Origin of the sequence: Rhizobium sp. 25PS6, assembly GCF_032464655.1 — a bacterium.
Classification (GTDB): Bacteria; Pseudomonadota; Alphaproteobacteria; order Rhizobiales; family Rhizobiaceae; genus Rhizobium; species Rhizobium laguerreae.
In genome coordinates, this window is record NZ_JAWDIV010000014.1 from 1 (window position 1) to 25327 (window position 25327).

At 61.5% G+C, this 25327-nt stretch carries 20 protein-coding genes and 1 pseudogene; 8 read left to right on the top strand and 13 right to left on the bottom strand.

Annotated features, from left to right (window positions below):
* The 7 genes and pseudogenes from RWK44_RS20335 to RWK44_RS20365 form a co-directional block, all read right to left on the bottom strand.
* Positions 1-643 (bottom strand): annotated as a pseudogene (locus RWK44_RS20335) (helix-turn-helix transcriptional regulator); the annotation flags it as partial.
* Positions 644-842: 199 nt separating this feature from the next.
* A complete protein-coding gene (locus RWK44_RS20340) occupies positions 843-2270 on the bottom strand; it encodes a gamma-aminobutyraldehyde dehydrogenase (protein ID WP_221946840.1) in 1428 nt (475 codons plus the stop codon).
* Between the two features lie 13 nt (positions 2271-2283).
* Positions 2284-3096, bottom strand: coding sequence for an ABC transporter permease (locus RWK44_RS20345; RefSeq protein WP_017962179.1), 813 nt, complete (start codon positions 3094-3096; stop codon positions 2284-2286).
* Positions 3086-4048 carry an ABC transporter permease gene (locus RWK44_RS20350; RefSeq protein WP_025396093.1) on the bottom strand — a complete coding sequence of 321 codons (963 nt, stop codon included), beginning with the start codon at positions 4046-4048 and terminating at the stop codon, positions 3086-3088. Before RWK44_RS20350 ends, RWK44_RS20345 begins: the two co-directional genes overlap by 11 nt.
* Positions 4045-5031: an ABC transporter ATP-binding protein gene (locus RWK44_RS20355; protein WP_020051706.1), complete on the bottom strand. Its 987-nt coding sequence runs from the start codon at positions 5029-5031 to the stop codon at positions 4045-4047. The genes RWK44_RS20350 and RWK44_RS20355 overlap by 4 nt, the downstream gene beginning before the upstream one ends.
* Before the next feature lie 221 nt (positions 5032-5252).
* Positions 5253-6413, bottom strand: a complete 1161-nt coding sequence (locus RWK44_RS20360) for an ABC transporter substrate-binding protein (protein WP_132612409.1) — start codon at positions 6411-6413, stop codon at positions 5253-5255.
* A gap of 116 nt (positions 6414-6529) precedes the next feature.
* Positions 6530-7438, bottom strand: a complete 909-nt coding sequence (locus RWK44_RS20365) for a LysR family transcriptional regulator (protein ID WP_003566676.1) — start codon at positions 7436-7438, stop codon at positions 6530-6532.
* Positions 7439-7617: 179 nt separating this feature from the next.
* On the opposite strand from RWK44_RS20365, the gene RWK44_RS20370 reads away from it, so the two are divergent.
* The gene (locus tag RWK44_RS20370; RefSeq protein WP_316029313.1) at positions 7618-8358 is read left to right on the top strand and encodes a hypothetical protein; all 741 of its coding nucleotides are present in this window, start codon (positions 7618-7620) and stop codon (positions 8356-8358) included.
* Between the two features lie 66 nt (positions 8359-8424).
* On the opposite strand, the gene lysS is transcribed toward RWK44_RS20370, so the two are convergent.
* The 5 genes from lysS to RWK44_RS20395 all read right to left on the bottom strand — a co-directional run bounded on the left by lysS (position 8425) and on the right by RWK44_RS20395 (position 14249).
* Positions 8425-9921 (bottom strand): lysine--tRNA ligase, encoded by a 1497-nt coding sequence (gene lysS / locus RWK44_RS20375; RefSeq protein WP_168256405.1) that lies wholly within the window; start codon positions 9919-9921, stop codon positions 8425-8427.
* A 22-nt stretch (positions 9922-9943) separates the two neighbouring features.
* Positions 9944-11410 (bottom strand): glutamate--tRNA ligase, encoded by a 1467-nt coding sequence (gltX, locus tag RWK44_RS20380; protein ID WP_316029314.1) that lies wholly within the window; start codon positions 11408-11410, stop codon positions 9944-9946.
* Between the two features lie 245 nt (positions 11411-11655).
* Entirely contained in the window at positions 11656-12411 is a 756-nt protein-coding gene (locus RWK44_RS20385) for a TerC family protein (protein ID WP_316029315.1), read from the bottom strand.
* A 212-nt stretch (positions 12412-12623) separates the two neighbouring features.
* The gene (locus RWK44_RS20390) at positions 12624-13463 is read right to left on the bottom strand and encodes an AraC family transcriptional regulator (RefSeq protein ID WP_168283069.1); all 840 of its coding nucleotides are present in this window, start codon (positions 13461-13463) and stop codon (positions 12624-12626) included.
* A 105-nt stretch (positions 13464-13568) separates the two neighbouring features.
* Complete coding sequence (locus RWK44_RS20395) at positions 13569-14249, bottom strand: TetR/AcrR family transcriptional regulator (protein ID WP_025396084.1); 681 nt, start codon at positions 14247-14249, stop codon at positions 13569-13571.
* Positions 14250-14401: 152 nt separating this feature from the next.
* On the opposite strand from RWK44_RS20395, the gene RWK44_RS20400 reads away from it, so the two are divergent.
* From RWK44_RS20400 to xylA, 5 genes are all read left to right on the top strand, one after another.
* Positions 14402-15613, top strand: a complete 1212-nt coding sequence (locus RWK44_RS20400; protein WP_316029316.1) for an HlyD family secretion protein — start codon at positions 14402-14404, stop codon at positions 15611-15613.
* Between the two features lie 27 nt (positions 15614-15640).
* Positions 15641-17239: a DHA2 family efflux MFS transporter permease subunit gene (locus RWK44_RS20405; protein WP_131641717.1), complete on the top strand. Its 1599-nt coding sequence runs from the start codon at positions 15641-15643 to the stop codon at positions 17237-17239.
* Between the two features lie 182 nt (positions 17240-17421).
* The gene (locus tag RWK44_RS20410; RefSeq protein ID WP_316029351.1) at positions 17422-18447 is read left to right on the top strand and encodes a LacI family DNA-binding transcriptional regulator; all 1026 of its coding nucleotides are present in this window, start codon (positions 17422-17424) and stop codon (positions 18445-18447) included.
* A 21-nt stretch (positions 18448-18468) separates the two neighbouring features.
* The gene (gene xylB / locus RWK44_RS20415) at positions 18469-19923 is read left to right on the top strand and encodes a xylulokinase (RefSeq protein WP_221958626.1); all 1455 of its coding nucleotides are present in this window, start codon (positions 18469-18471) and stop codon (positions 19921-19923) included.
* Between the two features lie 189 nt (positions 19924-20112).
* Positions 20113-21423, top strand: a complete 1311-nt coding sequence (gene xylA, locus RWK44_RS20420) for a xylose isomerase (protein ID WP_017989459.1) — start codon at positions 20113-20115, stop codon at positions 21421-21423.
* A gap of 77 nt (positions 21424-21500) precedes the next feature.
* On the opposite strand, the gene RWK44_RS20425 is transcribed toward xylA, so the two are convergent.
* Positions 21501-22532, bottom strand: coding sequence for a LacI family DNA-binding transcriptional regulator (locus RWK44_RS20425; protein ID WP_077979445.1), 1032 nt, complete (start codon positions 22530-22532; stop codon positions 21501-21503).
* A 169-nt stretch (positions 22533-22701) separates the two neighbouring features.
* Between RWK44_RS20425 and RWK44_RS20430 the strand changes: the two genes are divergently transcribed.
* Entirely contained in the window at positions 22702-24228 is a 1527-nt protein-coding gene (locus RWK44_RS20430; protein ID WP_077979446.1) for a sugar ABC transporter ATP-binding protein, read from the top strand.
* A 78-nt stretch (positions 24229-24306) separates the two neighbouring features.
* Positions 24307-25311 (top strand): ABC transporter permease, encoded by a 1005-nt coding sequence (locus RWK44_RS20435; protein ID WP_025396078.1) that lies wholly within the window; start codon positions 24307-24309, stop codon positions 25309-25311.
* The last annotated feature ends 16 nt before the right edge of the window (positions 25312-25327 follow it).

Genomic DNA, 25327 nt, shown 5'->3' on the forward strand with positions numbered 1-25327 from the left:
TATCGCCGTCGAGCAGCCGTTCGGCGCGACTGTTCAGATGGCTGACGCGGCCGGTGCGGTCGAAGAAGACCGAGGCGGTGCCGCTGAGCTCGAAGGCCTCGCTCATGCTTTCGATCTTTGCAGCTTGCAGCGAGCGGATGATCTCGGCCGAGGCGGTCAGCTTCGATCGCATGGCAAGTAGTATCCGCTCCTCCTCCCGGTCGAAAGGATGATCGTCGACGCGGCGCTGCAGGTTGAGGCTGAGCAGCGTATCACCCGAGGTAAAGCCGATCATCGCGGAATAACGCAGACCGAAGCGAGCGAGGAATTCGGTGTAGAATTCCTGGCGCCGGAACTCGTCTTCCGAGGCGATGTCGTGCTCGATGACGATGCCCTTGGCAAGCGCGACCGAAAGCCCGCGCTCGCGGAAATCCCGCTTGTACCAGTCTTCGGCGAAATAGACGTCGAAGGCTTCGAGCAGGTTTGGCGTTGTCAGGAACCCCGGAGAAAACTTGCCGACCGCCGGCATGATGTGGGCGCCCACTGAGCCGGTCGCCCGAGAGATCGCTTCCAGCGTGCCGGCCCATCTTTCCGGGACGAGGGCGGATTCCAGCAATCCGTCCATGGCCTTTTCGAGCTCAGGGATATCGATGCGCGTCGCCATGAACAAAGACTGCCTGACCGAAGCTATTGCCGACCCAGCTTTCGAGCCGGAGGTCGACTATGGAGTGCCCGTATTGCCGCAACAACAAAATAAGACAATAGCAGGCGATATTTATCGGCTGAATGTTCCGTTTCAACAAAAGCTGCCTGGTTGCTATCGGCGCGCCTTATATCCACGGAATATCCTGCCCTTTTGCCGGTTAGCCGTGATTGATCATCACGTGGCGTACGGCGGTGTAGTCCTCCAGCGCGTAGACCGACATGTCCTTGCCGTAGCCTGACTGTTTGAGGCCGCCATGCGGCATCTCGTTGGTGAGCATGAAATGTGTGTTGATCCAGGTGCAGCCATATTGCAGGCGGGCGGCGGTCTTCATGCCGCGGCCGATATCCTTGGTCCAGACGGAGGAGGCCAGGCCGTAGTCGCTGTCGTTTGCCCAGGCAACGGCTTCGTCGGCATCGGAAAAGCGGGTGACCGAGACGACCGGGCCGAAGACCTCGCGGCGGACGATCTCGTCGTCCTGTGTGGCGCCTGCAATGACAGTCGGCGTGAAGAAGAAGCCCTTGTCGCCGGAGACCTTGCCACCGGCAGTGATTTCCATGTGCTTGTGCTCGGAAGCGCGGGCGACGAAGCTTTCGACGCGGTCGCGCTGGCGCTTGGAGATCAGCGGACCAATCTCGTTTTCGGTATCGTCGGTCTGGTTGAAGCGGATGCTCGATACGGCCGAGGAGAGATCGGCGACGAAATTGTCGTAAACCCTGGCATCGGCATAGATGCGGCAGGCAGCGGTGCAGTCCTGACCGGCATTGTAGTAGCCGAAGGTGCGGATGCCGGCGACGACCGCATCAATATCGGCATCGTCGAAGACGATGACCGGGGCCTTGCCGCCGAGTTCCAGGTGGGTGCGCTTGACCGTCTTGGCCGCGGCCTGCAGCACCTTCTTGCCAGTTGCGATATCGCCGGTGATCGAGACCATGCCGATCTTGGCGTGATTGATCAGGGCGTTGCCGACACTTTCACCACGGCCGAGGATGACGTTGACGACGCCCTCAGGAAGGATTTCGGAGAGCAGCTTCGCCATCTTCAGCGCCGTCAGCGGCGTCTGCTCAGAAGGCTTGAAGACGACGGTATTGCCGCCGGCAATGGCCGGCGCCAGCTTCCAGGCCATCATCATCAGCGGATAGTTCCACGGCGCGATCGAGCCGACGATGCCGATCGGATCGCGGCGGATCATCGAGGTGTGGCCGGGCAGGTATTCGCCGGCGGCCGGTCCATGCAGGTTGCGCACGGCGCCGGCGAAGAAGCGGTAACAATCGACGATCGCCGGGATTTCGTCGTTCAGCACGGCATTGATCGGCTTGCCGCAGTTCAAAGCCTCCAGTGTGGCGAAGCCGGCGGCATCCTTCTCGATCGCATCGGCGATCTTCAATAGGTAGCCGGAACGTTCGCCCGGCGTCGTCTGCGACCAGCTCGTGAAGGCCCTTTCGGCGGCGTCGACGGCGGCGTCGACCTGGGAAAGCGACGCCTCGGCAAGGTTCAGTACCGTCTCGCCCGTCTTGGGGTTCAGGACGTGCTCTTCCGTTTCCGTGCCTTTTTCAAAGCGGGAACCGATCAGCATTTGGATATCCATGATGTTCTCCCTGTTATTTGCCGGCGCCGGCGATCTGGTCGCCGTCGCGGGTGAGGTAATAGGCTGCCAGGATTGGCAGGAAGGTGACGAGCACCACGACCATGGCGACCACATTGGTGACGGGGCGCTGGCGCGGGCGGATGAGTTCTTCGAGCATCCAGATCGGCAAGGTCGATTGCTGGCCGCCGGTGAAGGTGGTGACGATGACCTCGTCGAAGGACAGGGCGAAGGCAAGCATGCCGCCGGCCAGAAGGGCGGTGCCGATATTCGGCAGGATGACATGACGGAAGGTCTGGAAGCCGTCAGCGCCGAGATCCATCGAGGCCTCGATCAGCGAGCCGGAGGTGCGGCGGAAGCGGGCGACCGCATTGTTGTAGACGACGACCACGCAGAAAGTGGCGTGGCCAAGCACAATCGTCCAGACCGAAAACGGGATGTCGAACAGGCTGAAGGCGGAGCGGAGCGCAATGCCGGTGATGATGCCGGGAAGGGCGATCGGCAGGATGACCAGCAGCGAGATCGCCTCGCGGCCGAAGAATTTCGTCTGGCTGACGGCGGCCGCACAGAGCGTGCCGAGGACCAGCGCGATCGCCGTGGCGATGACGGCGACCTGTACGGAAAGGCTGAGCGCCGACCAGACGTCCGGCCGGTTCCAGGCAACAGTAAACCATTGCAGAGTCAGCCCAGGCGGCGGCCATTGATAGCTCTTCTCCTCCGTCGTGAACGCATAGACGAAGATCAGCAGGATCGGCAGGTGCAGGAAAAGCAGTCCGGCGGCTGCGGCGATTTTCAGGGGCAGTGGCGATCTCTTGAGGTCAGAGCGCATCGAAAGCCCCCAATTTCCTGGCGAGCGACAGATAAAGCGCCATGATGACGATCGGCACGACGGAGAAGGCGGCGGCGAGCGGCACATTGCCGGCCGTTCCCTGCTGGGCATAGACCGCCTGGCCGATGAACAGCCTGGACGAGCCGATGATCTGCGGGATGATGTAATCACCCAATGTCAGCGAGAAGGTGAAGATCGAACCAGCGACGATGCCGGGGAGCGCTAAGGGCAGGAGCACGGTGCGGAAGGTCTGGCGCGGCGTGGCGCCGAGATCCGCCGAGGCCTCGATCAGGTTGCCGGGCACACGCTCGAGGGCCGCCTGCGTCGGCAGGATCATGTAGGGAAGCCAGATATAGACGAAGACGATGAAGGTGCCGAGGTAACTCACCGAAAGCGAATTGCCGCCAATCACGGGCAGGTTCAGGGTCGCGTCAAGCAGCCAGGAGAGATGGAGCTTCTCGAAGATCCAGGTGAGGATGCCTTCCTTGGCGAGGATCAGCTTCCAGGCGTAGATCTTGACGAGATAGCTCGACCAAAGCGGCAGCATGACGCCGAGATAGAAGAGCGCCTTCCATTTGCCTTGCGCATAACGCGCCGCATAGTAAGCGATCGGGAAGCCGATCAGGGCGGCAGCGAGGGTGACCAGCGCCGACATCACAAGGGTACGGATGATGATATCGAAATTTACAGGATTCAGCAGCTGGGCATAGGTCGAGAGGGTGAATTCGGTATTCACCAGCCCGGAGAAATCGTCGATCGAGAAGAAGCTCTGGAGAAGCAGGGCGATCAATGAGCCGATATAAATGATGCCGAGCCAGAGCAGCGGCGGCGTCAGCATCAGGAAGAGCAGCAGTTTCGGGTGCCGCCAGAAGGCATCGGACAGCCGGCCGAAGAGGCCGCCGCGCCCCGGAAGGATCGATGTCTTGCCGCCTGACATGGTGAGCGCCGTCATGCCGCATCATCCATGTAGTGGATATCGTCGGGCTGCCAGGCAAGGCGTATGCCGGCGCCGACGACAGGCACATCTGCGCCCGCCGGCAGCATCACATGCAGCCGCGCCCCCCGGAGGCCAACGGTGAGGCGCGTGGCTGCCCCGAGGAAGCTCGCATTGTCGACCTGCGCCTCGACGCCGTCGCCTGCCAGCCGGATTGCTTCGGGACGGAGGCTTGCCCAGCGTCTTTCGCCGCCGAGCGAGGCCATCAGATCAGGCGCGATGACGTTCGACGAGCCGACGAAATCGGCGACGAAGCGGTTTTTCGGGCGGCGGTAGATATCCTGCGGCGTGCCCTCCTGGACGATGTTGCCGTCGTTGAAGACGGCGACGCGGTCGGCCATGGACAGGGCCTCGCCCTGATCGTGGGTGACAAAGACGAAGGTGATGCCGAGCGCGCGCTGCAGGCTCTTCAATTCTTCCTGCATCTGCTCGCGCAGTTTCAGGTCGAGCGCGCCGAGCGGCTCATCGAGCAACAGCACCTTCGGCTTGTTGACCAGCGCGCGGGCGAGCGCCACGCGCTGCCGCTGGCCGCCGGACAGCTGGCCGGGGCGGCGGGCGCCGTAACCCGGTAGCTTGACGAGCTCGAGGGCATCACCTGCCGCCTTCATCCGCTCCGCCTTGCCGACGCCTCTGACCATCAGGCCATAGGCAACATTGTCGAGGATATTGAGATGCGGAAAGAGCGCGTAGTCCTGGAACACGGTGTTGACGTTGCGGCGATAGGGCGGAACGCCGTCAGCCGTCTCGCCGAAGATCTGGATATGGCCCGCGGTCGGCTGTTCGAAGCCGGCGATCAATCGCAGGCACGTCGTCTTGCCGGAGCCGGATGGCCCGAGCATGGCAAAGAATTCGCCGGGCGCGATCTCGAGATCGACGCCGTCGACGGCGCGAACCTGGCCGAAATGGCGCGATACCTGCTGGAAGCGGACGGCTGACGTCATGGGGGCTCCGGGTCGTGTGTGTTCAGAGAGGGCTCGGTCTTGGCCAACAAGGACCCCGCCCCAAACCCCTCCCCACAAGGGGGAGGGGCTTAATCTGCCGTACCCCTTTCGCAAATACCTTGGCGTTTCGGCAGGAATCGGCGGTGCCACTCGGAGCCCCTCCCCTTGTGGGGGTGGGGAGGGGTCTCACGCTACAACGGTCATCTCAGTGAGGACGTAAATTACCGCCCGCCGATCACGCCGATATAATCCGACACCCAGCGATGATAGGGCACGCATTCGCTCTGCGTTGTGCATTTGGCGACCGGGGTCTTCCAGAACTTGATCTTGTCGAAGTGATCGAAGCCGTTGGTGGCGCAGCCGCTATCACCCATCAGTTCGTTGCCCTTACAGGCGGCGGGAACGGAGGGCACGGCGCCGAACCAGGCTCCAGCGTCACCCTGGACCTTGGCCTTCAGCGAATGTTCCATCCACATATAGGCGCAGTTCGGATGTTCGCTGTCGGCGTGCAGCATGGTGGTGTCTGCCCAGCCGGTGACACCTTCATCCGGGAAGGTGGAGGCGATCTTCTGCTTGTCGGCCTGCAGCAGGTTCACCTGGAAAGGCCAGGAGCCGGAGGCGACGACACCTTCATTCTTGAAGTCGTCGATCTGGATCATTGCATCGTGCCAGTAGCGGGAGACGAGCTTGCGCTGGCCGCGCAACAGGTCGAGGGCGGCCTTGTACTGGTCCTCGGTCAGTTCGTAGGGATCCTTGATGCCGAGATCCGGCTTGTGGGCCATCAGATACATGGCGGCATCGGCGATGTAGATCGCGCCGTCATAGGCCTGGACGCGGCCCTTGTTCGACTTGCCGTCGGGCAGTGTCTGCTCCTCGAAGACGACGTTCCAGCTGGTCGGCGCCTTGTCCTTGAAGGCATCAGTATTATACATCAGCACATTCGGCCCCCAGAGATAGGGCACGCCGTAGTGCACGCCGCCGACCGTATACCACGGGCCGTTCTGCAGGCGCTCGTCGACGGTCTTGAAGCTCGGGATCAGATCGGTGTTGATCGGCTGGACACGCTTGCCGGCGATGAGGCGGAGCGAGGCGTCGCCCGATGCCGTGACGAGATCAAAGCCGCCTTCGTTCATCAGCGACACCATTTCATCCGAGGTGGCGGCGGTCTTGACGGAAACCTTGCAGCCGGTCTCCTTTTCGAAATCGGTGACCCAGTCGTAGTTCTTGTCGGTTTCGCCGCGTTCGATATAGCCGGCCCACGCGACGATGCTGACAGCACCTTCGCCCTTGCCCAAGGCCTTCAGCGGTTCGGCGGCGATTCCCTGCGTCGCGAAGCTCAGGCAGGCGAGCGCTGCCGTGCAGGATTTCAACAGATTCGTCATCATCCGTCTCCCGGTTTGCCACTTTTGTGGCGGTTTGTTCCCGAATGAAAAGGTGACGCGAAAAAGCCGCTTTCGCAAATTCATTTATCAGAAAGGCGGTATCGGAAATTCCGATATCAGCGGATACGCCCGGAGCGCAAGCTTTCGGCGATGCCGACGAAATCGCGCGCCGCCTGCGGCAGGCTGGAGCCCTTGCGCCAGACCATGCCGACCTGGACGACCGGCAGCGATCCCGAGACGTCGCGGCTCTCGATGCGGTCGCCTTCCAGCGACCATGGTCGGTAGACGAGATCGGGAAGCAGGGCTACGCCGGCGCCTGTTGCAACCAGGCTGCGCACCGCCTCCACCGAGCGGGTGCGGAAGGCGACATGCGGGCGGGCGCCGAGGGCTGAGAGCAGCTTGCCGGTATTCTCTTCGATTTCGTCGACCGTCAGCATGATCAGCGGTTCGCGGGCGATGTCGGCGACCGAGATGATGTCGGCCGACACCAGCGGATGGCCCATCGGCAGCCATAGTCGATAGGGCGAGGTTTCGAGGATTTCCGCCTGCAGCGCCATGCGGTCGCGCAGGTTTGATATCACCATCACGGCGACATCCAGCTCGCCGCCGACCAGGAGATGTTCGAGGTAACCGCCATTGTCCTCGATGGCGCTGACCTCGATGCCGGGACAGGCGCGCCGGTATCGCGCCAGGAGATCAGAGAGCACGTAGCCGGCGACAAGCGAGGTGACGCCGATGTTCAGTGTGCCGGAGAGGGCGCTTTGCTGGCCGGAAAAGCTGGTCCGTGCATCGGAGACGGAGGCCAGGATCTTCGTCGCATGACGCAGGAACTGGTGTCCGTTATGGGTGATTGTCAGGCCGCGCGGATGGCGCTCGAACAGCTCGACGCCAAGGTCGGTTTCGAGCTCCTTCAACGCTTCCGTCACCGAGGATTGCGAGATCGAAAGGTTCTGTGCGGCTCGCGTCACCGAACCCTGTTCGGCGACGGCGACAAAATATTGAACCTGGCGAAGCGTGAAGGCCATGGGGTTTTAGAGCATGGCGGAACGGGCCGTGGCAAGCGGCCGAAAAAAGCGGACCTTTTTTGGTATTTTCCTAAAATGGAGCGGGCTTCGCATGCCCACTTAAACTTTCGGAAACGTCATTTCCTTAGCGTTCTCAGCACTTGTCCTGCGTTGGAGTTTCAGATGGCGGAGCAGTTGGCGTGAAGGCCTTACTGCGCATATTCCGGCCTTCCCGGAAATTGGCAATCATCATTGGCGGAGTCGCTCTTCTCATGGGCGTGTCCGGCGGTGCGGCGGTCTATGTCGGCAAGGACAGGCTGATCGGTGCAACTGGTGGTGGCTACGGACTCGAATGCAGTGACGTCAACCTGGTGACGATCCGCAAACAGGATCACGTCTGGGTGCGCAAATACATCAAGACCGAACCGACCGACGGGATGACGCGGGTCAAGACCGCGCTTCGTGTCGCTCAGGCGGTTTATGCCGCGCAGAAGCCGGATCTGGTGCAGGTGGTGGTGCTCGACGAAAACGGACCGACGATGCGCGCCGATATTCGCGGCCGGGCGATCGGCGCCGATGTCGTCTATATCCCACATCCCGACAAGGCCGTTCCGGGCCTCGACGACAAGTCCTATACAGCACGCTACTACGACGGCAAGGCCAGTGAAAACGGGCTGTTCTTCGGCGAGCGGATAGAGATGCCGTTCGACGAGATCGCCATGATCAGCGCCGCTTTCAAGGATCCCGAGGATTGCGTCGACCCGGTCGCGGTTGCCTCGACCAGAAGCGAGGAAAAGGGCAAGAAGGCCGCAGGCGGCGGGTATGGCGCAGCGCCGGCAGCCGAAAGCGAAGCCGCGCCGGCTGCAGGCGGCCACGGCGCAGATGCGGTCGCAGAGGCGCCGGTCGAAGAGCCGCCGGCTGAAGCCGCCAAGACCCACTGAACAGCGAGCATGAAAAAGCGGAGCGCCGGGAGGCACTCCGCTTGGCATTTTCGACCTGTCTTCCGGTCAGTCGGCTTTGCTGCGGCGGGCCGGGAAGAGGATGACGTCGCGGATCGACGGTGCATTGGTCAGCAGCATGATGAGACGGTCGACGCCGATGCCGAGGCCACCTGCCGGCGGCATGCCTTGGTCGATTGCGTCGAGGAATTCCTCATCCAGCTGCTTTTCCTTTTCGCCGCGGGCATGCGCCAGTTCGAGTTGCTCGACCATGCGGCGGCGCTGCTCTTCGGGATCGTTGAGTTCCGAGAAGGCGTTGCCGAGTTCCCAGGCGTTGCAATAGGTCTCGAAGCGCTCGACGAGGCGCGGCTCGCCCGGCACTTCCTTGGCGAAGGGCGAGATATCCTTCGGGAAATGCGTGACATGCGACGGCTGGATCAGCGTGGATTCGACCTTTTCCTCGAAGATGAAGGCAAGGCATTCACCCCAGGTCCAATCCTTCTCGACCGCAAAACCGGCAGCCTTGGCGGCGGCGCGGGCCTCTTCATCGGTCTTGATGGCGAGAAAATCGATGCCGGTCGCTTCCTTGACGGCATCGGGCATCGGCACGCGCTTGAACGGCCCCTTGAAGGACATGGTCTTGTCGCCGAAGGGGAATTCCGTCGTGCCGTGAATGGAGAGCGCCAAGGTTTCGAACAGCCGCTCGACGAGGTCCATGATGTCCTCGTAATCGACATAGGCCCAGTAACACTCCATCATGGTGAATTCGGGATTGTGCCGGGTGGAGACGCCTTCGTTGCGGAAGTTCCGGTTGACCTCGAAGACCTTGTCGGTCAGCCCCGAGATCAGCGTGCGCTTGAGGAACAGTTCCGGCGCGATGCGCAGGTACATGTCGAGCTTCAGCGTGTTGTGATGCGTCTTGAACGGCTCAGCGGTGGCGCCGCCATAAACCGACTGCAGCATCGGTGTCTCGACTTCCATGAAGCCGTCATTTTCCATGAAGCGGCGGATGCCGGAGAGGATCTTCGAGCGCTGCTGGAAGCGGAGCTTCGAATCCTCGTTGGTCATGATGTCGAGGTGACGCCTGCGGTAGCGCAGCTCGATGTCGGAGAGACCGTGCCACTTCTCCGGCATCGGCAGCAGCGACTTCGTCAGCATGGTGATCGTATGCGCGTTGATCGTCAGCTCGCCACGCTTGGTGCGGCGTACGATGCCGGTGACGCCGATGATGTCGCCGATGTCGATCATCGGCAGAAGCGCACGGGCTTCTTCCGGGGTCGTGTCCTTGTGACTGAAAATCTGGATCTTGCCGCCGGCATCGTGGATGTCCATGAACATGGCGGAGTTGCGCGATGAGTAGACGCGGCCGGCGACGGTGACGACATCCTGCGTCTCGACGTCAGGTTCCAGGTTCTCATATTTCGCGATGAGCTCGGCATTGGTCATCGTGCGGTGGAAATGCGCCGGATAGACCTCGCCGATCTGCTCACGCAGCAGCTTCAGCTTCTGGGCGCGCACTTCCGTCGCGTCGGAGGAAAGGGTGTTTTCGGTCTTGTTGTCAGCCACTTTCGAAATCCTCTGACTGTTCTTACTTCGAGCCGACGAGGGCGGCGACCGCCTGCGAGGCGAGCTTCAGGCGCTGGCGCACAACGGACCGGCCGAGGATCGCCATGGAATCGAAGAGCGGCAGCGAGCGCGACGAACCGGAGACCGCGACGAAGAGCGGCGAGACCACGACCTTCAGCTTCTTGCCCATGCGGTCGGCGATCGCGCGCAGCTCCGCCTCGATCGTCTCGACCTTCCATTCCAGGATCTTTTCGAGATCCGGCTGAACGGTGTTGAGGATCTCCAGTATCTCTTCCGGCGGCGACTTGATCTTGGCGAAGTCGGAAGGCTGCAGGCCGAGATCGGATTTCAGCAGGAAGCCAGCAAGATCGGGCAGTTCGCCGAGCTTGGAAATGCGCGTCTGCGACAGGCGCAGACCTTCCTTCAGGCGGTCGTTTTCCATCGCCCAGGTCAGCACACGTGCCTGGAATTCCTCTTCCGACAGTTTCTCGCGGATCCAGCGGCCGTTCAGCCAGTCGAGCTTCTGAATGTCGAAGATCGCGCCGGCCTTGGAGAGGTTCTCCGGATCGAACTTCTCGGAGAGAGCGTCCATATCAAGCAGCTCTTCGCCTTCGGCGATTTGCATGAAGAACAGGCCGAGGAAGTTCATCAGCGCTTCGGGGATATAGCCGAGCGCGGAGTAATAGGAGATCGAGGTCGGGTTCTTGCGCTTCGACAGCTTCGACTTGTCGGCATTGCGCATCAGCGACAGATGCATGAAGACCGGCTGGTCCCAGCCGAAATAGCGATAGAGCAGGATGTGCTTCGGCACCGAAGCCAGCCACTCCTCGCCGCGCGCCACATGAGTGATCTTCATCAGATGGTCGTCGATGACGTTGGCCATATGATAGGTCGGCATGCCGTCGGCCTTGACGAGCACCTGCATGTCGACCGAATCCCACGGGATGCTGACATCGCCATAGACGCCGTCGGTAAAGTCGCAGGAGCCTTCGGCCGGGATCTTCATGCGGATGACGGTCGTCTCGCCGGCGGCCATGCGCGAGGTGACTTCCTCGGCCGCAAGATTCAGGCAGAGGCCGTCATATTTCGGTGGCTTGCCGGCGGCACGCTGGGTTTCGCGCATCTGTTCCAGGCGCGCGGGCGTGCAGAAACAGCGGAAGGCATGGCCCTTGTCCAGCAGCTCCTGTGCATAGGGCTGGTACATCGGCTTGCGATCGGACTGGCGATAGGGGCCGTAGGGGCCGCCGATATCAGGGCCTTCCTTCCATTCCAGCCCGCACCATTTCAGTGCGTCCAACACCTTCGTTTCGAATTCAGGGGTCGAGCGCGTCGCATCGGTATCCTCGATGCGCAGAATGAACTCGCCGCCGTGCTTCTTGGCGAAAAGGTAGTTGAAGAGAGCGATGTAAGCGGTGCCGACATGCGGCTCGCCGGTCGGCGAGGGAGCGATGCGGACGCGGACGCCGGTGGCTGTCCCGGAAACTGTCATTGTGTGTGCCCGTCAATGGATGCCGGACGGCTTTCATGGGAAAGCGACGTTCGGCCGGAAGGATGCAGATAGCTTCGTCGGCAAACCGGCCGGAAAAGGGCATGCGCCCGCACTATCCGCCGATCGTCCGTTCGGCTGGCCTTAGGCCATATTCAACCGGGCGCGTCAAGAAAAACCACGCCTGCAAGGGCTTGATGGCGATGAGGGAGGACGCGCCGTTGCGACGCGCCCTCTCAACCCCAGCCTCAATGAGCGTCGCCTCGTTTCCGCTTGCGGGCGTTGCGCGCGAACATGTTCAGCACCTCGACCAGCGCCGAGAAGGCCATGGCGGCGTAGACGTAGCCCTTCGGCACGTGGAAGCCCATGCCATCGGCGATCAGTGTCGTACCGATCATCAGCAGGAAGGCGAGCGCCAGCATGACGATCGTCGGATTCCGCTCGATGAAGTTGGCAAGCGGCGTCGCGGCGACCAGCATGACGGTGACGGCGGCGACGACTGCGACTACCATGATCGGCAGATGCGGCGTCATGCCGACGGCGGTGATGATGCTGTCGACGGAGAAGACGAGATCGAGCAGCAGGATCTGGCCGATGGCCGATGCAAAGCCTGTCGTGGCCGAACTTGCGATGAAGTCCTCGCCGTGATCTTCCGGATCGACGCTGTGGTGGATTTCCTTGGTGGCCTTCCAGACGAGGAACAGACCGCCGGCAATCAGGATCAGATCCTTCCAGGAGAAGCCGTGGCCGAAGGCTTCAAACAGCGGTTCGGTCAGTTGCACGATCCAGGCGATGGTGCCGAGCAGGACGAGACGCATGACGAGCGCAAGACCGATACCGATCTTGCGGGCCTTCTCCCGGTGCTCGGGCGGCAGTTTGTTGGTGAGAATGGAAATGAAGATCAGGTTGTCGATCCCGAGAACGACTTCCATCACCACCAGCGTGATGAGCGCCACCCAGGCGGCCGGATCCTGAATGAGCGTCATGATTTCCTGCATCAGCATATATCCCTTTTGCGTCACGTAAGTATTGACGCTCGCAATGTAATGTTGCCGGCCTCTCAGGCAAGCGCCGCAAGGGGGTATACGAAACCGATGTGACTTTTATTCCCTAGAACAGGATGATTTAAGGCCGGGGCGGCCTTAAATTTGAATCCCGTTCCAGATTAAAGAGTTAGAGCATGATGTCGTCCGAAAACCGCTGACACTTTCCGGCATCATGCTCTGACCGGCAACCAGATTTCGGTGATGCCCATGCCGGTATAGGGGTCGAAGCGCTCGTCGTAGCGTTCGAACATGTCGGGTGTCTCGCCGTGCTCCAGGCCTGAGGTTGGCCACCATGCGCCAAATATCCGGTTCATGGTCGCCGGAATGCCGGAGACATGGCCGCGATGGGCAAAGACGACGTAACGCTGGCCCGGAAGCTTGAGCGTTGCAAAATCCGCCGGCAGATCGCCGGCATCGGAAATTTCAACCGCGGCCATATAGCGGAATTTCTCTGCTTCACCATCGATATGGGTGCAGATGCCGTAGGCGACGTTGCCTTTCTGGCCGGAGATATGACCGAAATGGGCATTGAATTTCTGCCAGAGGGAGGGGATGGCGGCATTGCCGCCATAGGGGTAGGTCTCCTGCAAGCCGGCAAACAGCATCGGTTGAAGGGTTTCGAAGCGGGGCGGTTCGAGGTCGTTGAGGTGGGCGGGGTCCATTCTGATCGGCTCCAGCAAGACAAGGTTACGGGCGTGCCCCTGTCTGCGCACCGCATCCGGCGTCATGCCGAACTGGTCGCGGAAGGCACGGGTGAAGGCTTCGTGCGAGCCGTAGCCGGCGCAAAGCGCAACCTCGAGAATGGTGGATGAACCGCCGACCAGTGTCGGGACGGCGCGGCTGAGGCGGCGCCCTCTTATATAGCCGCTGATCGAGTGGCCGGTGACGAGCCCGAAGACGCGCGACAGATGGTAGCGCGACAATCCGGCTGCTTCCGATATCTCTTCCAGCGATATATCGCTTTCGAAATGGCTCTCGATGAACCAGATCGCCCGTCCGACGGCGCTCATTCTCACTCCCCTGGTTGCGGCTTCTTCTTTAAAGAAAAGCCGGCAGCCGGGTTTGATCGTAGTTGCGGAATTTTGGCCGATGGAGGACAGCAATCAAGGGTGCAGTCAGGCCGTCTCGTGCCGGCGCGCGCCGTAGGCGGCCATGAAGACCCGGATCGCGCCGCGGATGACGCGCTCGATTTCGTCAAGCGGCGGCGGCTCTTCCATGCTTCCGAACAGGCGCAGCTTGAAGAAACTGCCGCTGGCAAGATCGAGAAACTGGCCGGCGGCGAGATCGATGTCATCGATCTCGAGTGTGCCTTCGGCGATATGGCGTTCCAGGAAATCGCGCATGATGGTGCGCAGATTGACCGGCCCCTTGAAGAAGCGTTGACAGAGCTCAGGCATGCGGTCTCGAACGCCGAGCACGGTGCGCATCGCGCTGATGACCTTTTCATCGGTCATATGGGTAACGAAGCTTATCCCGAATTCGTACAGGCCGGCTTCGGGATCGTCATGTTCGGCAAGCGCCGTGCGCACAGCCGCCACGAAGGCGGCGCGCTCGGTCTCGATCATCGCCGAAAACAGTTCTTCCTTGTTGGTGAAATAGACGTAGAGCGTTCCCTTGGAGACTCCGGCCTCGCGGGTCACGTCGTTCATGCTGGCGGCGTCGAAGCCCATCTTCATGAAGACGCGCTTGGCGCCGGCGAGGATCTGCTGGCGCTTGGCCGGATCTTCGCCTGCGGCAAATCGGCCTCCGGCAGCGGGAGGACTGAATACGGCAGCGTGGTCGGGTGTCAGCGTCATGTCCTCTTAACCGTGTTGACGGTTTCGCATGTTCTTTAAAAGAAATCGAACCGATTGGTTCTATGCATCTTGATATGACGATAAAACAGGTTTAAGTCAACTGAACCGAACCGTTCAGTTCGATTATTTACTTCCAGATCGGTAAAGTGGCCATGTCGAGCAACCAGAAGAGCAACGTCGCGCGTATCGTCAGCGAAAACGCCGGGACCGAAGAGGTAAAGGCCGATGTCGCGGCCGTAGAAGCTCCGACGGCGGAAGCCCGCGAAGTTCCTTCAGCTCTCGCGCAGTCGGCGCCGGCTTCGGTCACCGCACCCGCGGCTGCGAAGAAGCGCCGCAGCCTTGTGCTGCCGATCGTCGTGCTCGCCCTTCTCGCGGGCGGCGGCTGGTATGGTTACGAATGGTGGACGAACGGCCGCTTCATGGTGTCGACCGACGACGCCTATATCGAAGGCGATATCGCAACGATTTCGCCGAAGGTCACGGGCTACGTCGCGAAGGTGAACGTTGTCGCCAACCAGGAAGTCAAAGCGGGCGACGTTCTTGCCATGCTTGATAACGGCGACTATCAGAACGCCCTCGACTTGGCCCAGGCCCAAATCGTCACCGAACAGCTTTCTCTGCAGCGTATTGACGCGCAGATCGAAGGCGCGAATGCGAGCCTCGTGCAGGCGCAGGCGCAGAAGGTGGCACTCGAAGCGGCCGTTCGCGGTGCCGAAATCACCCAGAAGCGCCAGAGCGACCTTCAGGCGAAGTCGGTCGGCACCGCCGCCGATCTCGACAATGCCAATATCGCCCTCGACCAGGCCAAGGCCAATCTTGCCGGCGGCGACGCCAACATCACCGCCGCACAGGCCAACATCACCATCCTCCAGGCCCAGCGCAAGGAAGCCGAAGGCTCGGTCCGTTCGCTTGAGATCTCGCGCGACAAGGCCGTCCGTGACCTTTCCTTCACCGTGCTCAAGGCGCCTTATGACGGGATTGTCGGCAACCGCTCCGTCCAGGAAGGCGACCTCGTCTCTCCTGGCCAGCGCCTGATGGCGCTCGTTCCGGTGCGACAACTCTATATCGACGCCAATTTCAAGGAAACGCAGATCCAGCATCTGGTGCCGGGCTCGAAGGTCAACGTCCATGTCGATGCCTATGACGACCATCCGATCGTCGGCACCGTCGAGTCGATCTCGCCGGCTTCCGGCTCGGTCTTTTCGCTGCTGCCGCCGGAAAACGCTACCGGCAACTTCACCAAGGTGATCCAGCGCGTGCCGGTGCGCATTGCGCTGCCGCAGGATACGCTCGACAGCGGCCGTCTGCGCGCGGGCCTGAGCGTCGTCGTCGATGTCGACACCCGTACGGCGCCGAGCAAGTAAGCCTTCAGGAAAGGCAGAGGTGATCTGATGGCCGGCAGCGCGACAGCAACGGCGGGAATGATGCCGGCGGCACCCGCCCGTGCCGACGAGCGCATGGATCCGAAGAAGCTTATCGCCTTCTTCGCGATGGTGGTCGGCATGTTCATGTCGATCCTCGACATCCAGATCGTCTCGGCCTCGCTTGCGGAGATCCAGGCCGGCCTTTCGGCCGGCAGCGACGAGATCGGCTGGGTGCAGACGTCCTATCTGATCGCCGAAGTGATCATGATCCCGCTTTCGGGCACGCTGGCGCGCATCATCTCGACGCGTTATCTTTTCGCGATCTCGGCTGCCGGCTTCACCATGGCGAGCGCGCTTGCCGCGACCGCGACGAATATCGACCAGATGATCGTCTACCGGGTCATCCAGGGCTTCATCGGCGGCGGCATGATCCCGTCGGTCTTCGCGGCCGCCTTCACCATCTTCCCGCCGTCGAAGCGCAGCATCGTCTCGCCGATCATCGGCTTGATCGCCACGCTGGCGCCGACCATCGGCCCGACCGTCGGCGGCTATCTCAGCCACGCCTTCTCCTGGCACTGGCTGTTCCTCGTCAATATCATTCCGGGCATCATCGTCACGATCGTCACCTGGAACTTCATCGATTTCGACAAGCCGGAACTGTCGCTCTTCAAGAAGTTCGATTGGTGGGGGCTGTTCTCGATGGGCGTCTTCCTCGGCGGCCTTGAATATGTGCTCGAAGAGGGCAATTCCAACGACTGGTTCAACGACAGCTACATCACCATAGCGGCAGTCGCTTCCGGTGCTGCAGCCATCGTCTTTTTCTATCGCGCCTTCACGGTGGATTTCCCGGTCGTCGACCTCAAGGCCTTTGCGAACCGAAATTTCTCCTTCGGTTCGGTGTTTTCCTTCGTCATGGGCATCGGCCTCTATGGCCTCACCTATATCTACCCGGTCTATCTCGGGCGCATCCGCGGCTATGACTCATTGATGATCGGCGAGACGATGTTCGTCTCCGGACTTGCGATGTTCTTCACCGCGCCCATCGCCGGGCGGCTGTCGACCAAGATGGATCTGCGCCTGATGATGGTGATCGGCTTTGTCAGCTTCGCCGCCGGCACCTTCATCATGATGCATCTGACGGCGGATTGGGATTTCTACGAACTCTTCATCCCGCAGATCCTGCGCGGCTTCGGGCTGATGATGTGCATGGTGCCGATCAACAACATCGCACTCGGTACGATGCCGCCCTCGCGCATCCGCGGCGCTTCCGGCCTGTTCAACTTGACCAGAAACCTCGGCGGCGCCGTCGGCCTCGCGGTCATCAACACCGTGCTCACCAACCGGCAGGACGTGCACTACGAGCGGCTGCGGGAGAATATGGACTGGGGCAATCCGGCGGCGATCGACCAGATGAACAACATGGCCGCCAACTTCAACACCTATGGCATGGACGGCGCCTCGGTCGCGATCAAGCAGATGGTCGGCCTTGCCACCAAACAGGCGATCATTCTCTCCTTCAGCGACGTGTTCCTGATCCTGACCGCACTCTTCCTTGCCATGATCCTCGGTGTCGCCATGATCAAGAAACCCGCGCCGCAAGGCGGGGGAGGCGGTGGCGGCCACTGACCTCCGGCCTGCCGCCCCTTGAAAAGGCCCTCTTCGGAGGGCCTTTTTTGTTTGCTGTTTTCGCGCCGTGCCGTCCGCCCGATGATACCCGCCAGTCCCAAAAAACGACGTGGAACCGGTCTGTTCGATTTTTTGATTTACGTACATCAAAATTGGCGCTAATGGTCTCGTCAGGAGGAATGATGAGGCCAACCGTTCACGATATCGCCGCCGCCGCCGGTGTCAGTCTGGCGACTGTCGACCGGGTTCTCAACCAGCGCCCCGGTGTGCGCCACGTCACGCGGGAAAAGGTCGAGACCGCGATCCGCGATCTCGGTTATGTCAGAGACGTCGCCGCCGCCAATCTTGCCAAGGGGCGCACCTATCCGCTGGTCTTCATCCTCCCGGCCAGCGACAATTCCTTCATGCACGGGCTGAATGCCGAGATCCGCCAGGCAGTCCTCCGATCGTCGGCCGAGCGCACCGATATCCGCACCATCGAGGTGCCGGCCTTCGATCCCGCCGCCCTTGTCTCCGTGCTCGAGGGTCTTTCCCGGGAAAAGCCTTGTGGCATCGCACTGGTTGCGACCGATGCGCCTGAGGTGCGCGCCGCCGTCGACCGGCTGGTGCGCGAGCGCTTTCCCATCGTCACCCTGGTGTCCGATCTCACGGGGTCGCTACGCCATCACTATGCCGGCGTCGACAATATCGCCGCCGGCCGCACAGCCGCGCGTCTGCTCGGACGATTCCTCGGGCCGCGAAAGGGTGAAATCGCCGTGCTCGCCGGCTCCATGCTGGTGCGCGACCATCGCGAGCGGCTGGAGGGCTTCACCGCTGTCATGGCCGAGGAATTTCCCGATCTTGCGATCCTGCCGGTTCTCGAAGGCCGCGACGACCCGGAGGTCGCCCACAGGCTCGTTGCCGACGCGCTTTCGAGGAATGCCGGGATCATCGGCGTCTACAGCCTCGGCGCCGGCAACCGCGGCCTGATCCGGGCGTTGAAGGAGAAGGCCGTCGACCGCGTGCTGACCGTGATTGCCCACGAACTGACCGCCCATACACGCGCAGCACTGATCGACAACACGATCGATGCGATCCTCAATCAGGATGCCGGCCATGAGGTGCGCAGCGCGATCCGGGTGCTGAAAGCCAAGGCGGACGGACTTGCCGTCATCGAAGCGCAGGAGCGCATCCGCCTCGACATATTCCTGAAAGACAATCTGCCGTAACGGCAAAGGGAGAAACACCACATGTATCTGGGTCTCGATCTCGGAACCTCCGGCGTCAAGGCGATGCTGATCGACGGTGATCAGAAGATCGTCGGCTCGGCCAACGGTTCGCTCGACGTGTCGCGTCCGCATTCCGGCTGGTCGGAGCAGGAGCCGGCCCACTGGGTGCGCGCCACGGAGGAGGCTGTCGCCGGCCTCAAGGCAAAACACCCGAAGGAGTTGGCGGCGGTCAAGGGCATCGGCCTTTCCGGGCAGATGCATGGCGCAACGCTCATCGATGCCACCGACAAGGTCCTGCGCCCCTGCATCCTCTGGAACGATACGCGCAGCTACGTCGAGGCCGCGGCACTTGATGCCGATCCGCGCTTTCGCGCGCTCACTGGCAACATCGTCTTCCCCGGCTTTACGGCGCCGAAGCTCGCCTGGATCGAAAAGCATGAGCCCGATGTCTTCGGCAAGATCGCCAAGGTGCTCTTGCCGAAGGACTATCTGCGTCTCTGGCTGACCGGCGACTATATCTCGGAAATGTCGGATTCGGCCGGCACCTCCTGGCTGGACACCGGCAAGCGCGCTTGGTCCTCCGAACTGCTGGCCGCCACCAAGCTTTCCGAGGAGCAGATGCCGGCGCTCGTCGAAGGCACCGAGCAGGCTGGTAAGCTGCGGTCCGAACTGGCGGCGCAATGGGGTATATCAGGTGATGTCATCGTTGCCGGCGGTGCCGGCGACAACGCGGCCTCGGCCTGCGGCATGGGCACGGTCAGCGATGGCGCCGCCTTCGTCTCGCTCGGCACATCAGGCGTGCTTTTTGCCGCCAACGGTTCCTATTTGCCGAAGCCAGAAAGCGCCGTGCATGCCTTCTGCCACGCGCTGCCGAACACCTGGCACCAGATGGGCGTCATCCTGTCGGCGACCGATGCGCTGAACTGGCATTCCGGCGTGACCGGCAAGTCGGCCGCCGATCTCACCGGCGAACTCGGCGAGACGCTGAAGGCGCCTACCGGCGTCTCTTTCCTGCCCTATCTCTCCGGCGAGCGCACGCCGCACAATGATGCCGTCATCCGCGGCGCCTTCATCGGCCTTGAACATGAAAGCAGTCGTGTCGTTCTCACTCAAGCGGTGCTCGAAGGCGTCGCCTTCGCCATCCGCGATAATCTCGAAGCGCTGCGTTCGGCCGGCACCGGCATCTCCCGCGTCACGGCAATCGGCGGCGGTTCGCGCTCGCGTTACTGGCTGGCGTCGATCGCGACCGCGCTTGGCGTTCCGGTCGATCTGCCGGCCGACGGCGATTTCGGCGCGGCCTTCGGCGCTGCCCGCCTCGGCCTGATCGCGGCAACGGGCGCAGATCCGATCACGGTCTGCACGCCGCCGGTGACGGCGGGCACGATCGAGCCGGTGGCGTCGCTGAGCGGCGCGTATGAGGATGCTTACAAGCGCTATCGTGCGCTGTACCCGGCGATCAAGTCGCTGGCGCACTGAGAACTGAGACGGCGGCCCCCTCATCCGACCCTTCGGGCCACCTTCTCCCCCAGGGGAGAAGGGAAAAGAAGCGCCGCAGCGAGTCTCTTCTCCCCATCGGGGAGAAGGTGCCGGCAGGCGGATGAGGGAGCCCCTGGCGTAGACAAGAATTCGGAACTGCCAACAGATACGAACCCAAGGAGAACCAAAATGAGCACCGGATTTTTCGGCGATATTCAGAAAGTAAAATACGAAGGCCCGGACAGCACCAATCCGCTGGCCTTCCGCCATTACCAGCCGGACGAGATCGTCATGGGCAAGCGCATGGAGGACCATCTGCGCTTTGCGGTGGCCTACTGGCACACCTTCACCTGGCCGGGCGGCGATCCCTTCGGCGGGCAGACCTTCCTGCGTCCCTGGTTCGAGGACACGATGAAGGCCGCCAAGCTCAAGGCCGACGTCGCCTTCGAATTCTTCTCGCTGCTCGGCTCGCCCTATTACTGCTTCCATGACGCCGACGTGCGTCCGGAAGGCAAGACTTTTGCCGAGAACACTAAAAACCTCAACGAGATCGTCGATTATTTCGCCGAGAAGCAGGCCGCAACCGGCACCAAGCTGCTCTGGGGCACGGCGAACCTCTTCTCCCACCGCCGCTATATGTCGGGCGCTGCGACCAATCCGGATCCTGACGTCTTCGCTTTCGCAGCCGCGACGGTAAAGACCTGCATCGACGCCACGCAGAAGCTCGGCGGCGAAAACTACGTGCTCTGGGGCGGCCGCGAAGGTTACGAGACGCTGCTCAACACCGATATTGGCCGCGAGCTCGACCAACTCGGCCGCTTCCTCAACCTCGTCGTCGAATACAAGCACAAGATCGGCTACAAGGGCACGATCCTGATCGAGCCGAAGCCGCAGGAGCCGACCAAGCACCAGTATGACTACGACGTTGCCACCGTCTATGGCTTCCTCAAGAAGCACGGCCTTGAAAACGAGGTGAAGCTCAATATCGAGCAGGGTCACGCGATCCTTGCCGGCCACTCCTTCGAGCACGAGCTGGCGCTTGCCAATGCGCTCGGCATCTTCGGCTCGATCGACATGAACCGCAACGACTACCAGTCCGGCTGGGATACCGACCAGTTCCCGAACAATGTTCCCGAAATGGCGCTCGCCTACTACCATGTTCTGGCTGGTGGCGGCTTCAAGACCGGCGGCACCAACTTCGACTCGAAGCTGCGCCGTCAGTCTCTCGACCCGGCGGATCTGCTGATCGGCCATATCGGCGGCATGGATTGCTGCGCTCGCGGCCTGAAGGCTGCTGCCAGGATGATCGAGGACAAGGCTCTGTCGCAGCCGCTCGCCGATCGTTACGCCGGCTGGGAATCCGCCGAGGCGCAGAAGCTCTTCCGCGGCGAGTACTCGCTGGATGAGATCACCCACTATGTCGAGAGCCACGACGTGAACCCGCAGCCACGGTCGGGCAAGCAGGAACTGCTGGAGAACGTCGTCAACCGTTACGTTTGATAAAGTGCGTCGGCGGCCATTGGTCGCCGGCGCAATTTTGCCGGCTAAATGCGCCTTAAGCGCTCAGCGATATGGGTTCAACGCTTCGACCAGTTGCGCGACGGCGCCGAGACTGAGTTCCGAACCACCAGATCCGGCCTCAGCAGGATTTCCGTTTCGGCCGGCCGGCCATCGGACAGAAGTTCCAGCAGCAGCGCCATTGCCTGCTTGCCGATTGCCGTTCTCGGCTGGCGGACCGTGGTCAGCGGTGGGGATATGAAGACGGCCTGCGGCACGTCGTCGAAACCGGTCACCGAGAAATCCCGCGGAATGTCGTAGCCTCGCGCGCCGAGACCAATCATGACGCCGATCGCCGTCTGGTCGTTCACGCACATGAAGGCGGTTGGAAGCGTGTCGCGCATGAAAAGCTGTTCGACCGCATGCCGCCCGCTTTCGATCGTGCCGTCGCCTTCGAGCACGATCCTGGTGTCGGGCGGGATGCCTGCTGCGTCGAGACCGGCATCGTAACCCATGCGGCGTCTGGTATAGGCAAGCCGGGTGCGCGAATCGCCGATGAAGGCGATCTTGCGATGCCCTTCGGCCAGCAGCAGATCCACCGCTTTGCGAGCGCCCTCGGTGTCGTCGACGCCGACATAGGGAATGCCGCCGTTGAAGACGGGCTCGAAAACGCCGACGCTCGGCGGCAGCCGCGCGGTCATGGTCTGATGCCCGAAGGGCAGGATGCCGGTGAACAGGATCAATCCGGCCGCCTGGTTGGAATTGAAGAATTTCAGATATTCCAGACCGCGCTGCGCATCGTTCTGCGTGTGGCCGATCAGGATGCCGTAGCCGTGAGCTCGCGCTTCGTTTTCCAGCCCGACGAGAATGTTGGAGAAATTGGGATCGCCGATATCGGGCGCCACGACGAGGATCATGTTGGAGCGGCCAAGCCTCAGGCTGCGCGCCATGGCGTTGGTCGTATAGCCGGTGATGGCGATCGCCTGGTTGACCTTGAGGCGGGTGGAGTTGGCGACCTTCTCCGGCATGTGGATTGCCCGGGAAACCGTCGCGATGGAGACCTCGGCGATCCGGGCGACGTCTTCGATGGTTGCGGGCGTGGAATTCGACACTTGGCTCTGCCTTGGGGCTGTCTTCGCCGCGACACTACACAGACTTGTCGAGAGGTCAAAGGCATGCTTCAACTGATCTGTGTAAATCAACGATGTAAACCTTTACATGATGTATGTAAAGGTTTACATAAGCCCCAGAGCGGGTGGGATGCCGCTTTGGGAGGACCGGATGACTGTGGAAGCTGCCGACACCGCACCCGTGGTGCTGTCCGCCAGGCGCATATGCAAATCCTTCAGTGGAGTGCAGGTTCTCTTCAGCGTGAACTTCGATCTCCGCGCCGGCGAAATCCATGCACTCATGGGTGAAAATGGCGCCGGAAAATCCACGCTTGTCAAGGTATTGTCCGGTTTCGAACAGCCGAGTTCCGGCGAAATACTGCTCGACGGCAAGCCGGTCGTCCTGCCGCCGAATGGCGCCGCCGAGGCGCTCGGCATCGTCATCATTCACCAGGAATTCAACCTCGCCGAACATTTGACCGTGACGGAGAGCCTTTTTCTCGGGCGCGAAGTCACGCGCTTCGGCGTGCTCGATCGCAAATATATGCGGTCGGAGACACGCAAGGTTCTCAATGTGCTCGGTTCGCATGTTGATGAGAATGCGCTGATCAGCACACTTTCCATCGCCGACAAGCAGATGGTCGAAATCGCCAAGGCAATCAGCCGCGATGCGCGGGTGGTGTTCATGGACGAACCGACAGCAGTGCTGTCGAGTGAAGAGACCAGCATGCTGTTCAAGCAGGTTCGCAAACTTCGCGACCAGGGTACCAGCTTCGTCTTCGTGTCCCACAAACTCGACGAAGTGATGGAGTTGACCGACCGGGTCACCGTCCTTCGCGATGGCCAATGGATCAAGACTTCACCGACATCCGTTCTGGACGGAGAATCGATCGCGCAGCTGATGGTCGGCCGCGAACTCTCCAGCCTCTATCCCGCCAAGGTCGAGCCTGATATCGACGAGGAGATTGTCCTCAGGGTCGCGTCGTTGTCCACGGGCTATGTGAATGACGCGAGCTTCGAGGTGCGCAAGGGCGAGATCATCGGTTTTTCAGGCATGATCGGCTCCGGCCGCACCGAGCTGATGGAAGCAATCGCCGGGTTGCGGACCCGTCTCGAGGGCGAGGTGGTCATCAAGGGCGAAACGGTTCCCTCCGGCGACGTCCATGCCGCCAATCGCTGCGGGCTCGCCTATATGACCAAGGACCGCAAGTCGAAAGGCCTCTTGCTGCGCTCCGGCATGGTGACCAATCTGACACTGCAATCGCTTGGAAGGCACGCTCGCCACGGTTATCTCAGCCCGGGCAGCGAGGCGGCCGCGATGGCAAAGGCCAAACGCCGCTTCGATATCAGGGTTCGCGACAGCAATATCGTCGCCGGCCGGATGTCGGGGGGGAACCAGCAGAAGTTGCTGCTCGCCAAGGTCATGGAGACCGAACCTCAGATCATCATCATCGACGAGCCGACGCGCGGCATCGATGTGGGCACCAAGCAGCAGATCTATCATTTCATCTCGGCACTCGCCCGGGACGGCCGGTCAATCATCGTCGTGTCGTCGGAGATGCCGGAGGTCATCGGCCTCTGCACGAGAGTGGCGGTGATGCGCGAAGGGCGTATCGTCGGCGTGCTCGAGGGCGAGGAGATTTCCGAGCAGGAGATCATGCGTTACGCCGCCGGGCTCAAGAAGAAGGCAGCTGCCTGAAGGCTGAAGCAGGGCTTTACCGATCAGGGTGACAGATAAGATTCCCAGAAAATATGGGACGGGAGGTTGGTTTTGGAAATGAGTGTCAACGAGGAGACCAGGGAAATCCGGCGCCGATCCTGGCGGGATGTCGACCTGCGTGCGGTCGCGCCCTTTGTCGCCCTGGCGCTGCTGCTGATCGTCGGAGCCTTGGTCAATCCTAATTTCATCGGCATCACCAACCTTGCCAATGTCGCGACGCGCAGCGCCTTCATCGCCATTATCGCGGTCGGTGCGACCTTCGTGATATCGGCGGGGGATCTCGACCTGTCGGTGGGCTCGATGGTGGCCTTCGTCGCCAGCCTGATGATCCTGCTGATGAACTCAGGCGCCATCGAAAACCCTGCTTTGATGCTGGTGGTCGCGGTCGTCTTCACCATGGTTGCCGGCGCACTCTGCGGCCTGGCGAACGGCCTGATCACGACGGTCGGCAGGATCGAGCCGTTCATCGCGACGCTCGGCACGATGGGCATCTATCGCGGCCTGACGACATGGCTGTCGCAGGGCGGCGCGATCACGCTTCGCTCCGCGGATATCCAGACGCTCTATCGCCCTGCTTATTTCGGCAATATCGCCGGCATACCGGTGCCGATCGTAGTGATCCTGGCGGTGACGGCGGTTGCTGCCTTCATCCTCTACCGCACCCGTTACGGGCGCCACGTCGTCGCGGTCGGATCAAACAGCGATGTCGCCCGCTATTCGGGCATCGCGGTCAACCGTGTGCGGACGATTGCCTTCGTCATCCAGGGATTGTGCGTCGCCATTGCCGTGCTGCTCTACGTTCCCCGTCTTGGCTCGACCTCGGCGACGACAGGTATCCTGTGGGAACTGCAGGCGATCACCGCCGTCGTCGTTGGCGGCACGGCGCTCAAGGGTGGCGCGGGCAGGGTCTGGGGCACGATCTGCGGCGCCTTTATTCTCGAATTGGTCGGCAACATCATGCTGCTTTCGAATTTCATCAGCGAGTATCTGATCGGCGCCATCCAGGGTGCAATCATCATCATCGCCATGTTCGTCCAGCGCTCGCTGGTGCGCAAAGCCTGAATTGCCAAATCATGAA

What these genes read in the sequence shown, in the direction of transcription:
- RWK44_RS20340 (WP_221946840.1), bottom strand. Translation starts at nt 2,270, where the DNA reads ATGGATATCCAAATGCTGATCGGTTCCCGCTTTGAAAAAGGCACGGAA.
- RWK44_RS20345 (WP_017962179.1), bottom strand. Translation starts at nt 3,096, where the DNA reads ATGCGCTCTGACCTCAAGAGATCGCCACTGCCCCTGAAAATCGCCGCA.
- RWK44_RS20350 (WP_025396093.1), bottom strand. Translation starts at nt 4,048, where the DNA reads ATGACGGCGCTCACCATGTCAGGCGGCAAGACATCGATCCTTCCGGGG.
- RWK44_RS20355 (WP_020051706.1), bottom strand. Translation starts at nt 5,031, where the DNA reads ATGACGTCAGCCGTCCGCTTCCAGCAGGTATCGCGCCATTTCGGCCAG.
- RWK44_RS20360 (WP_132612409.1), bottom strand. Translation starts at nt 6,413, where the DNA reads ATGACGAATCTGTTGAAATCCTGCACGGCAGCGCTCGCCTGCCTGAGC.
- RWK44_RS20365 (WP_003566676.1), bottom strand. Translation starts at nt 7,438, where the DNA reads ATGGCCTTCACGCTTCGCCAGGTTCAATATTTTGTCGCCGTCGCCGAA.
- gltX (WP_316029314.1), bottom strand. Translation starts at nt 11,410, where the DNA reads ATGACAGTTTCCGGGACAGCCACCGGCGTCCGCGTCCGCATCGCTCCC.
- RWK44_RS20385 (WP_316029315.1), bottom strand. Translation starts at nt 12,411, where the DNA reads ATGCTGATGCAGGAAATCATGACGCTCATTCAGGATCCGGCCGCCTGG.
- RWK44_RS20390 (WP_168283069.1), bottom strand. Translation starts at nt 13,463, where the DNA reads ATGAGCGCCGTCGGACGGGCGATCTGGTTCATCGAGAGCCATTTCGAA.
- RWK44_RS20395 (WP_025396084.1), bottom strand. Translation starts at nt 14,249, where the DNA reads ATGACGCTGACACCCGACCACGCTGCCGTATTCAGTCCTCCCGCTGCC.
- RWK44_RS20400 (WP_316029316.1), top strand. Translation starts at nt 14,402, where the DNA reads ATGTCGAGCAACCAGAAGAGCAACGTCGCGCGTATCGTCAGCGAAAAC.
- RWK44_RS20405 (WP_131641717.1), top strand. Translation starts at nt 15,641, where the DNA reads ATGGCCGGCAGCGCGACAGCAACGGCGGGAATGATGCCGGCGGCACCC.
- RWK44_RS20410 (WP_316029351.1), top strand. Translation starts at nt 17,422, where the DNA reads ATGAGGCCAACCGTTCACGATATCGCCGCCGCCGCCGGTGTCAGTCTG.
- xylB (WP_221958626.1), top strand. Translation starts at nt 18,469, where the DNA reads ATGTATCTGGGTCTCGATCTCGGAACCTCCGGCGTCAAGGCGATGCTG.
- xylA (WP_017989459.1), top strand. Translation starts at nt 20,113, where the DNA reads ATGAGCACCGGATTTTTCGGCGATATTCAGAAAGTAAAATACGAAGGC.
- RWK44_RS20430 (WP_077979446.1), top strand. Translation starts at nt 22,702, where the DNA reads ATGACTGTGGAAGCTGCCGACACCGCACCCGTGGTGCTGTCCGCCAGG.
- RWK44_RS20435 (WP_025396078.1), top strand. Translation starts at nt 24,307, where the DNA reads ATGAGTGTCAACGAGGAGACCAGGGAAATCCGGCGCCGATCCTGGCGG.